Source organism: Devosia sp. (assembly GCF_034675085.1).
Classification (GTDB): Bacteria; Pseudomonadota; Alphaproteobacteria; order Rhizobiales; family Devosiaceae; genus Devosia.
Genome location: NZ_JAUCDN010000126.1, coordinates 1 through 8,898, shown reverse-complemented (window position 1 = coordinate 8,898; position 8,898 = coordinate 1). Strand labels below are relative to the sequence as shown.

The following is an 8,898-nucleotide window of genomic DNA, read 5'->3' as shown; positions in this document are numbered from 1 at the left end:
GGCTGGCCGAGCGCTTCGAGGGGCTGGAGGACGAGCCGGAAACCCATGCGCTGGTCGCTTCGGCGGTGGCCGCCGAGCAGGTGACCGAGCTTCTGGACGAGGGCGTCACCGAATTTCACATCTATACCCATAACCGCTCGCCGCTGGCGCTGGCGCTGGCGCGCATCCTGGGGCGGCGCGCGGCGTAGAGCATTGAGTTTTTGACCGCGCCATCCCCCATGCCATGCCGGCGCAGGGACGCCGTGGGTGGGGTTGCCGCCTGCGTTCAGTTCCCATTCAGGCGCGATGGCTTAGCCCGGTGGTTTCCGGCCAACAAATGGCCATGAAGATCGGCTTTCTGCCCCTCGGGGTGGCGCAAATCGGAATGCTTGAGAGATGAAAATCGACCGCCGCATCACCAATGGCCTGATCTGGGCCGGTGCCGCCATTGTCCTGGGCGTGCCGGCGGTGGATCTGCTGTCGGCGCAATTGATGGGCGAGCCCAGCCCGCAACTCGCCACCGCCGTGCCGCAGGCGGAAACGGTCGAAGCTGTTCCCGCTCCGGCGCCCGCCGCGCCCCAGCCAACGCCGAAGCCCACGCCAAAATCGACGCCACAATCGACGCCTCAATCCGCGCCCTCTCCGGTAGCCCAGCCTGCCGCCCCGGCGGCATCGACGGGCGGCGTGCTCGACACCTATCTGCAATCGGGCCGGGACCTGCCCAGCTATATTTCCGATGCTCCGGCCGCGGCACCTGCGCCTATGATCACGCCAACCGCCCCGACCCAGCCCGTTCCCGCCGCTCCGGCTCAGCCCAAGCTCACCGAAATGGCGGCGCTGCCGCCGGCCAAGGAAGCCCCGGTGCCCATGCCGCTCTCCATGCGTCCCCTCCCGGTAGCGGTACCGCTGGTGGTGGACAGCCCGCTCATCGTCGATGCGCCCGCTGCCGTCGCTCCGCGTCCGGCGGGGGAGGTGACTGCCGCCGATCTCGACGATTGGGAAACCGGCCCGCTTTCCGAATTTCTCCAGCAGCGCGCCCGCGAGCGGAATGGGGCCGCGTCTGATTACGATCCCAACGGCTTTTATCTCGATCAGGGGCCCAATACCCGCCAGCGCCAGCGCTCCTGGCTGGTCGGCCCTTCCGACGAGGTCTATTTCGCCGACTGATCCGGTGGCGCCGGGAACCTTCCGGGGCGAGCGCCATCCAATGGATATGCGGGGCAATCGGCCTCGCCGCCATTGGAGAAGTCGAAATGAAGATCCAGAGCCTTGCCGGCGTCATGCTGGCCGCCCTTGCCCTGCCGGTTCTCGCCCATGAGGTGCCGGCCGATATTGCCAAGTCGCCGCCGGCCACGCCCTTCGCGGCGGTGAGCGGGCTGGTGACGCTGCCCGATTTTCTGCCCGGCATGGGCCAGCTCTTCGTCGATCCGGCGACGCTCCCCGCCGGGCCGTTCCTCGCCTATGACCATGACGGGGTGCTGGTCAGCACCATCTACATGCTGCCGCTCTCCCAGCTCACTCCCGACCATCGCTTCGAGGATCTGCCCTCGCCCGGCGGCGCGGTCGATCATGTCGATGTCTACTATAATGCCGGCCATCCGGGTGTTGAGGAGCCGCATATCCATGTGGTGCTCTGGCACGTGCCGGTGGCCGAGGAAGCGCGGGTGGCGCAATGACCACGCGGCGTCTGTTTCTGGGGGCGGCTGCGGCCACCCTCATCGCCCGGCCCCTTCTGGCCGTGTCCGAGGAGGTGGTGGAGATTTCCATGGGCGGGCGCGCCGATGGCTCCCATGTCTGGTTCGACCCCATCGGGCTTCTTGTGCCGGTGGGCGCCACGCTGCGCTGGACCAACAAGGATCCCGGCAACGCCCATACCAGCACGGCCTATCACCCCAGTATCTTTGAGCGGCAGGCCCGCATTCCCGAGGGGGCCACGCCCTGGGATTCGGACTATCTGCTGCCCGGCGAGAGCTTTACGGTGACACTCACCATACCGGGCATATATGATTTCTACTGCGTGCCGCATGAGCATGCCGGCATGGTGGGCCGCATCGTCGTCGGCGAGGCCGGCCCCGGCTATCCCGATATCGAGCCCGATGCCAAGCTGACCGGGCTGCCCGATATCGCTTTGGCCAACCTGCCGAATGTCGACGCCATCCTGGCGTCCGGGTGCGTGCGCAAGGAGTGAGCCATGGACGTCGCCCCTCTGCCTGCCGTATCCCCTGCTCCCGAAAGCGAAGCCGGCCTGGTGGCGCGGGCGCGGCGCGGCGACGAGGCGGCCATTCGCCGTCTCATCAAGGCCAATAACCAGCGCCTTTTCCGCGTGGCGCGCAGCGTCATGCGCGATGACGCCGAAGCCGAGGACGTGGTGCAGGCGGCCTATGTGGCCGCCTTCACCGCGCTGGCGAGCTTCCGCGAGGATGCGCGCTTTTCCACCTGGCTCACCCGCATCGCGCTCAACGAAGCGCTGGGTCGGCTGCGCCGCCGCCGCCCGCAGGCGGGGCTGGAGGCGCTCGACGCGGCGGTCGAGGCCGATGCCGGCTGGACCGCGCGCTTTCCCTTGTCCCTGATGCCCCTGGCGGCCGACAGCGAAGTCGGAAGGAGCGAAATGCGCCATCTCATCGAATCCGCCATCGACGCCTTGCCCGAGCCCTTCCGCATCGTCTTCGTGCTGCGCGAGGTGGAAGGGATGAGCCTTGCCGATATCGCCGCCCAGCTTGATCTGCGGCCCGAAACGGTCAAGACCCGGCTCCATCGCGCCCGCAAGCATCTGCGCGCGGGGCTGGAGGAGCGGATAAAGGGAACTTTTTCCGAGGCCTTTCCGTTCGATGGGTGGCGCTGCGACCGCATGGCCGATTCTGTGGTGGCCGCGCTCAGGATACGAACAGAGGCGGTGGACCCCAAGCCGCCGAACCGCTAGTTTCGGCGCAAATCGCCTTTCCTTCCCCAGCTGGACCCTTCCTCCCCTTGGCCAGAGACAAAACCGATATGTGGCAGCTTCTGTCCGAGCTGGTGGGTTCGTTCAGCCAGAGGACGGGGCTGGCCGGGTCGCTGGCCAATGCGCTCGACCCCGACAATTGGTTGCCCGGCGGACGCGACGCCGCCTTCACCCTGGCGCTGATCGCGTTGGCGGCGAAGATGGCGGTGGCCGATGGCGCCGTCACCGCCTCCGAGGAACGCGCCTTTCGCGCCACCGTCGATATCGCGCCCGGCCATGAGGATCAGGTGGTGCGCGTCTTCAACCTCGCCAAGCAGGACGTGGCCGGGTTCGATGCCTATGCGCGCAAGGTGGTGAAGTTTTTCCACGACAGCCCCCAGACGCTCGAACATGTGCTGGACGGTCTGTTCTACATCGCCACCGCCGATGGCGTGGTGCATGAGGCCGAGCTCGATTATCTCCGGGCGGTCAGCGATATTTTCGGCTTCGATGAGGCGCGTTTCGCGCAAATCGCCAGCCAGCATGTCGAGCTGGAGGCGGGCGTCGATCCCTATGCGGTTCTGGGGCTGGCGCCCAATGCCAGCCCGGACGAGATTCGCCGCGTCTATCGCCTCCTGGCGGCGGAGAACCATCCCGACAGGCTGATCGCAAGGGGCGTGCCCGAAGACCTGATCGAGGTGGCCACGGCGCGCATGAAGGCGATCAACCTGGCCTATCGCGCGCTCACCCGCCCGGCGCCATTGCCGCAGTTGGGCGCTTGACGGGAGGGGGCTTTGCCCCCTACATCGCCCGGCCAGTTGGCCGGGCGGCCGCTGGCAGCGGGGTAACCTGCTGCTGGAGGAAAGTCCGGGCTCCTTCGAAACACGGTGCCGGTTAACGGCCGGCGGGGGCGACCCCAGGGAAAGTGCCACAGAAAGCAAACCGCCCCGGCATGCCGGGGTAAGGGTGAAAGGGTGCGGTAAGAGCGCACCGGGCGTCTGGCAACAGAAGCCGCACGGTAAACCCCACCGGGAGCAAGACCAAATAGGGATGACGCGGGGCGCAAGCCCCAGCCTGTTTCGAGGCCAGATCATCCGGGTTGGTTGCATGAGCGCGCTGGTAACAGCCGCCACAGATGAATGGTCGCCACGTCGCGGAAACGCGGCCCTACAGAACCCGGCTTATAGGCCGACTGGCATTTTACTTCGTCCCCACCGTCATTGCCGGGCCACCGGGAGAAACCGGCGGCGACGCGGGGACGGGGCGGAGGCGAGCAAGCGTGTCACCCGCCATGCTCTTCCGTCTCCATGGGAAACAGAATCTTAAGCGTCCTGGGGCAAAGTGGCGGGACGTTTACGATCCGGCCATCCAGCCGGGAGCGGAGTAGTTTGCTTGATGGGCAAGCGTTCCATGCCCGAAACCAGCCTCGATGCTGGCCCGCATGTCCCTGTCCTGCTGGATGAGGTGATTGCCGCCTTCGCGCCGCTTTCCGGCAAGCGCATCCTGGACGGCACCTTCGGGGCGGGGGGGTATTCGCGCGCGCTTCTGGCCGGGGGCGCCGATGTCGTCGCGCTCGACCGCGATCCCTCCGTGCTGCCCTATGCCGAAGCGCTCAAGGCCGAATACGGGGCTCGCTTCACCTTTGTTTCCGGCACGTTTTCGGATCTGGACGTCCTGGCCGCCCCCTATGAACCCATCGATGGAGTGGTGCTCGATATCGGCGTTTCGTCCATGCAGCTCGACGAGGCCGGGCGCGGCTTTTCCTTCATGCGCGAGGGGCCGCTGGACATGCGCATGAGCGGGGCGGGGGAAAGCGCCGCCGATCTGGTCAATTCGCTGCCGGCCGAGGAGCTGGCCAATCTGCTCTATGCCTTTGGCGAGGAGCGCAAATCGCGCCGCATCGCCCAGTTCATCGTCGCGGCGCGCGAAACCGCGCCCATCGCCACCACGCTGGAACTGGCCCGCATCATCGAAAAGGCCATCGGCCGCAAGCCGGGCGACGCCCATCCGGCGACGCGCTCCTTCCAGGCGCTGCGCATTGCCGTCAATGGCGAGTTCGAGCAGCTGGCCGAGGCGCTCTTTGCCGCCGAGCGCCTGCTGGAGGCGGGCGGGCGGCTGGCGGTGGTGAGCTTTCATTCGCTTGAGGACCGCATGGTCAAGCGCTTCTTCGATCCCGACAAGGGCGGCCCCGCCCAGTCGCGTCATCTGCCGCAACGGACCGCCGAGGCGCGACGCTGGGTGGAGGTGGGCAAGGCGCAAAAGCCGGGCGCGGACGAACTGGAGCGCAATCCGCGGGCGCGCTCGGCCATTCTGCGCGCCGCCACGCGCTCGGATGCCCCGGCGCGGCCAATCCGTTTCGAGGGACTGGGCATGCCCCGGCCGCGGGGTGCCGCATGATCCGTAATCTCAACATCATTCTGATCTTTACCAGTGCCCTGATGCTGGCTGGGGTCTATGCGCTCAAATTCTCCATCGAGAACACGGCCAGCGAACGCACCGCATTGATCGCGCTTATCGACGCGCAGGAGGGGGAATTGTCGCTTCTCAAGGCCGACGAGGCGGTGCTCAGCCAGCCGGGCCATATCGAGCCCATCGTGCGCCGTCACGAGGCGGCCCTGGCCATCGGCCCGGTGCAGCAGAAGCAGTTCGGCGCCTTCGATGCGCTGCCCATGCGCCCGGCCAAGCCCAATTCGGCGGCCATGGACGCCCTGTTCGAATCGCTTGCCGCCGGCGTCGATCCCATCGACGCCATTCTCGAACTCGAAGGAATCGACTGATGGCGGTGACCACCGAAGGCCTGGGCCCCACCATCGCGCTGGACGGCGCGCGCAAGGCGCGCACCAATCTCACCCAGGCCCGCATCCGCTGGATGGTGCTGGCGCTGCTGCTCGGCTTTGGGCTGGTGGGGGGACGGCTGGTGCAACTGGGCATGGTGGTCACCGATTCCACCATCGAGGGACAGGCACGCGACGTCATCACCGCCACCCGCCCGCCGATCCTGGATCGCAACGGGCTGGAAATGGCCGTCGATATCCGCGTGCCCTCGCTCTATGCCGAGCCGCGCCGCATCATCGATGTCGAAGAAGCGGTGCGCAAGCTGCGCACGGTGCTGCCTGATCTGGACGAAGCCTGGCTGCGCAACCGCCTTTCCGGCGACAAGGGTTTTGTCTGGGTGCAGCGCGAATTGTCCCCTGCCATACAGGACAAGGTGATGCGGCTGGGCATTCCGGGCATCGATTTCATCACCGAATCCAAGCGCTTCTATCCCGGCATGCGCGAGGCCAGCCACATCCTGGGCTCGACCAATATCGACAATCAGGGCATTTCCGGCATCGAAAAACACATGGATACCGAGGCGGTGGCGCTGCTTCAGGATCTGGGCCTGGCGCGCGGCAATGCGCTGGCGCCGGTGGAATTGTCGGTCGATATGCGCGTGCAGCACGTGTTGTACGAGGAAATGACCGACGCCATGAGCCGCTACCAGGCCATCGCGGCGGCCGGGGTGATGCTCGACATCCATACCGGCGAAGTCATCGCCCTGGTCTCGCTGCCCGATTTCAACCCCAACGAACCGGCCACGGCCCTGGTCAAGGATACGTTCAACCGCATCACCTCGGGCATTTTCGAGCCGGGCTCGATCTTCAAGACCGTCACCATGGCCGGCGCGCTCGACAGCGGCGCGGTGCGCATCAACGACCAGTTCGATGCGCGCTACGGGGTGCGCTTCGGGCGCTACACCATCGATGATTTCCACGGCAAGCACCGCATCCTGAGCCTGCCCGAGGTCTATAAATATTCGTCCAATATCGGCACCATCCGCGTCATGCAGGCCATGGGCAAGGACAATTTCCGCGCCTTCCTGTCGCGCATGGGGTTCGACAGGCGCGTGGAATTCGAATTGCCCGAGATGCGCCTGCCCACCGTGCCCAAGGAATTGTCCGAGGTGGGCGCGGCCACGGCCTCCTTCGGCCATGGGCTTTCGGTGTCCCCGCTGCACATGGTCACGGCCTATGCGGCCTTCGTCAATGGCGGCAACTATATCGCGCCCACCCTTTACAAGCGCAGCGTGGAGGAAGCCGAGCCGCTTTATCAGCGCGTGCTCAATCCCCAGACCAGCGAGTATGTGCGCTATCTGATGCGGCTCAACGCGCTTGAGGGCTCGGGGTCGCAGATGAACAAGGCGGCGCTGGGCTACCGTGTCGGCGGCAAGACCGGCACCGCCGAAAAGGTGGTGGACGGGCGCTATTCGTCCTCCAAGGTCACCAATTTCTTCGCCTCCGCCTTTCCGCTCGACAATCCGCGCTATGCCATGATCATCATGGTGGACGAGCCCAAGCTCGAGCCGGGCGCGGGCGGCACCACCGCCGGCTGGAATGCGGGCGCCGCCACTGGCAGGCTGGTGCAGCGCGTTGCGCCCATGCTCGGCATCGCGCCCGATTTTTCCGAGATTCTGGACCGGAATCTCGTTCCGCCGGTTTTGAGATAGCCCGATCCAGAAGGATTTCCCGCCTTGCAACTTAGCGTTACACAACTGCTCGAAGGCTCTGGCGCCCGACCGAAAAAGGGGCTGGGGTCGGTTTTCGGGCTGAATTCGGACAGCCGCCGGATCGAGCCGGGCGACATTTTCTTCGCGCTGCCCGGGCTTAATGTCCATGGCAACCAGTTCGTGCCCGATGCGGTGCGGCGCGGGGCGCTGGCCATCATCAGCGACACCCCGCCGGTGGGCGATCCGGGTGTGCCGGTCATCATCGTCAAGGATGTGCGCGCCGCCTATGCCCGCGCTGCCTCGCGCATCTTCGAGCCGCAGCCCGAGATCACCGTCGGCGTCACCGGCACCAATGGCAAGACCTCGGTCGCCTCCTTCGTGCGCCAGATCTGGACCCATGCCGGCATTCCCGGCGCCAGCATCGGCACGCTGGGCATGGAGACCTCCAATCGCCTGATCGAAGGCGCGCTCACCACCCCCGATTCTCGTACGCTGCACCAGTCGATGCGCGCGCTCAAGGCGCAGGGCATCAACCATGTGGCGCTGGAAGCCTCCAGCCACGGCCTCGACCAGCACCGGCTCGACGGCATTCATTTCGAGGCGGTGGCCTTCACCAATCTCAGCCGCGACCATCTCGACTATCACGCCGACATGGACGAATACCGCAATGCCAAATTGCGCCTCTTCACGGACCTTCTTGTCGATGGCGGCGCCGCCATCGTCAATGTCGACGATCCCGAGCATGAGCAGTTCATGTTCGCCGCGCTTTCGGCCAGCGCCACCCTGCTCACCGTGGGCCGGGAAGGGGCCTATATCGAGATCCTCTCCATCAAGCCCGAAGCCTATGGCCAGCGGGTCGAAATCCGCCATATCGGAGAGAAGGTCAGCTTCCACCTGCATATTCCGGGCGAATTCCAGGTGTCCAACGCGCTGATCGCGGCGGCTCTGGCCATGTCCTCGGGCGTGGAAAAAGCCGATGCCTTCGCCGCCCTGCCGGCGCTGGTGGGCGCGCGCGGGCGGCTGGAGCTGGTGGGCGAGCATAATGGTGCGGCGATCTTCATCGATTATTCGCACAAGCCCGTCGCGCTGCGCACGGCGCTCGAAACCCTGCGCCCCTACGCCAAGAGCAAGCTGCGCGTGGTCTTTGGGTGCGGTGGCGACCGCGACAAGGGCAAGCGCCCGCAAATGGGCGAAATCGCCAATGAACTGGCCGATGTGGTCATCGTCACCGATGACAATCCGCGCACCGAGGATGCCGCCGCCATCCGCGCCGAGGTGCTGGCTGGCGCTCCCAAGGCGCAGGAAATCGCCGACCGCGAAAAGGCCATCCGCACCGCCATCGCCGACCTCAAGGCCGGCGACGTGCTGCTCATCGCCGGCAAGGGTCACGAAACCTACCAGATCATCGGCACCACCAAGCACCATTTCTCCGACCATGAAGTGGTGGCGGCGGCGCTGAAGGGGTAGCATGGCGTCTCCGGTGTCCCCCCTCCCGTCCTCCCCCACAAGGGGGGAG

10 protein-coding genes and 1 other RNA gene are annotated in these 8,898 nt (G+C 66.1%); all 11 read left to right on the top strand.

What is annotated here, in order from left to right:
* A partial coding sequence (locus tag VDP82_RS09625; protein WP_323014633.1) for a methylenetetrahydrofolate reductase occupies positions 1 to 188 on the top strand: 188 nt, incomplete at its 5' end.
* A 187-nt stretch (positions 189 to 375) separates the two neighbouring features.
* Positions 376 to 1,146, top strand: coding sequence for a hypothetical protein (locus tag VDP82_RS09620; RefSeq protein ID WP_323014632.1), 771 nt, complete (start codon positions 376 to 378; stop codon positions 1,144 to 1,146).
* Positions 1,147 to 1,232: 86 nt separating this feature from the next.
* Positions 1,233 to 1,655 (top strand): DUF5602 domain-containing protein, encoded by a 423-nt coding sequence (locus VDP82_RS09615; protein WP_323014631.1) that lies wholly within the window; start codon positions 1,233 to 1,235, stop codon positions 1,653 to 1,655.
* Complete coding sequence (locus VDP82_RS09610) at positions 1,652 to 2,167, top strand: plastocyanin/azurin family copper-binding protein (protein WP_323014630.1); 516 nt, start codon at positions 1,652 to 1,654, stop codon at positions 2,165 to 2,167. Before VDP82_RS09615 ends, VDP82_RS09610 begins: the two co-directional genes overlap by 4 nt.
* Positions 2,168 to 2,170: 3 nt before the next feature.
* Entirely contained in the window at positions 2,171 to 2,899 is a 729-nt protein-coding gene (locus VDP82_RS09605; RefSeq protein ID WP_323014629.1) for an RNA polymerase sigma factor, read from the top strand.
* A gap of 47 nt (positions 2,900 to 2,946) precedes the next feature.
* On the top strand, positions 2,947 to 3,678 hold the full coding sequence (locus tag VDP82_RS09600) for a molecular chaperone DjiA (RefSeq protein WP_323014628.1): 732 nt from the start codon (positions 2,947 to 2,949) through the stop codon (positions 3,676 to 3,678).
* 32 nt (positions 3,679 to 3,710) lie between these two features.
* Positions 3,711 to 4,096, top strand: an RNA gene (gene rnpB / locus VDP82_RS09595) — RNase P RNA component class A.
* A gap of 195 nt (positions 4,097 to 4,291) precedes the next feature.
* Positions 4,292 to 5,293 carry a 16S rRNA (cytosine(1402)-N(4))-methyltransferase RsmH gene (gene rsmH, locus VDP82_RS09590; protein WP_323014627.1) on the top strand — a complete coding sequence of 334 codons (1,002 nt, stop codon included), beginning with the start codon at positions 4,292 to 4,294 and terminating at the stop codon, positions 5,291 to 5,293.
* Positions 5,290 to 5,673, top strand: a complete 384-nt coding sequence (gene ftsL, locus VDP82_RS09585) for a cell division protein FtsL (protein WP_323014626.1) — start codon at positions 5,290 to 5,292, stop codon at positions 5,671 to 5,673. The genes rsmH and ftsL overlap by 4 nt, the downstream gene beginning before the upstream one ends.
* Positions 5,673 to 7,382 (top strand): penicillin-binding protein 2, encoded by a 1,710-nt coding sequence (locus tag VDP82_RS09580; RefSeq protein ID WP_323014625.1) that lies wholly within the window; start codon positions 5,673 to 5,675, stop codon positions 7,380 to 7,382. Before ftsL ends, VDP82_RS09580 begins: the two co-directional genes overlap by 1 nt.
* Before the next feature lie 24 nt (positions 7,383 to 7,406).
* Positions 7,407 to 8,849 (top strand): UDP-N-acetylmuramoyl-L-alanyl-D-glutamate--2,6-diaminopimelate ligase, encoded by a 1,443-nt coding sequence (locus VDP82_RS09575; RefSeq protein ID WP_323014624.1) that lies wholly within the window; start codon positions 7,407 to 7,409, stop codon positions 8,847 to 8,849.
* The last annotated feature ends 49 nt before the right edge of the window (positions 8,850 to 8,898 follow it).

Excerpts from the sequence above, each read along its gene's own strand:
- VDP82_RS09605 (WP_323014629.1), top strand. The coding sequence starts at position 2,171 with ATGGACGTCGCCCCTCTGCCTGCCGTATCCCCTGCTCCCGAAAGCGAA.
- rsmH (WP_323014627.1), top strand. The coding sequence starts at position 4,292 with ATGGGCAAGCGTTCCATGCCCGAAACCAGCCTCGATGCTGGCCCGCAT.
- VDP82_RS09610 (WP_323014630.1), top strand. The coding sequence starts at position 1,652 with ATGACCACGCGGCGTCTGTTTCTGGGGGCGGCTGCGGCCACCCTCATC.
- VDP82_RS09620 (WP_323014632.1), top strand. The coding sequence starts at position 376 with ATGAAAATCGACCGCCGCATCACCAATGGCCTGATCTGGGCCGGTGCC.
- ftsL (WP_323014626.1), top strand. The coding sequence starts at position 5,290 with ATGATCCGTAATCTCAACATCATTCTGATCTTTACCAGTGCCCTGATG.
- VDP82_RS09580 (WP_323014625.1), top strand. The coding sequence starts at position 5,673 with ATGGCGGTGACCACCGAAGGCCTGGGCCCCACCATCGCGCTGGACGGC.
- VDP82_RS09615 (WP_323014631.1), top strand. The coding sequence starts at position 1,233 with ATGAAGATCCAGAGCCTTGCCGGCGTCATGCTGGCCGCCCTTGCCCTG.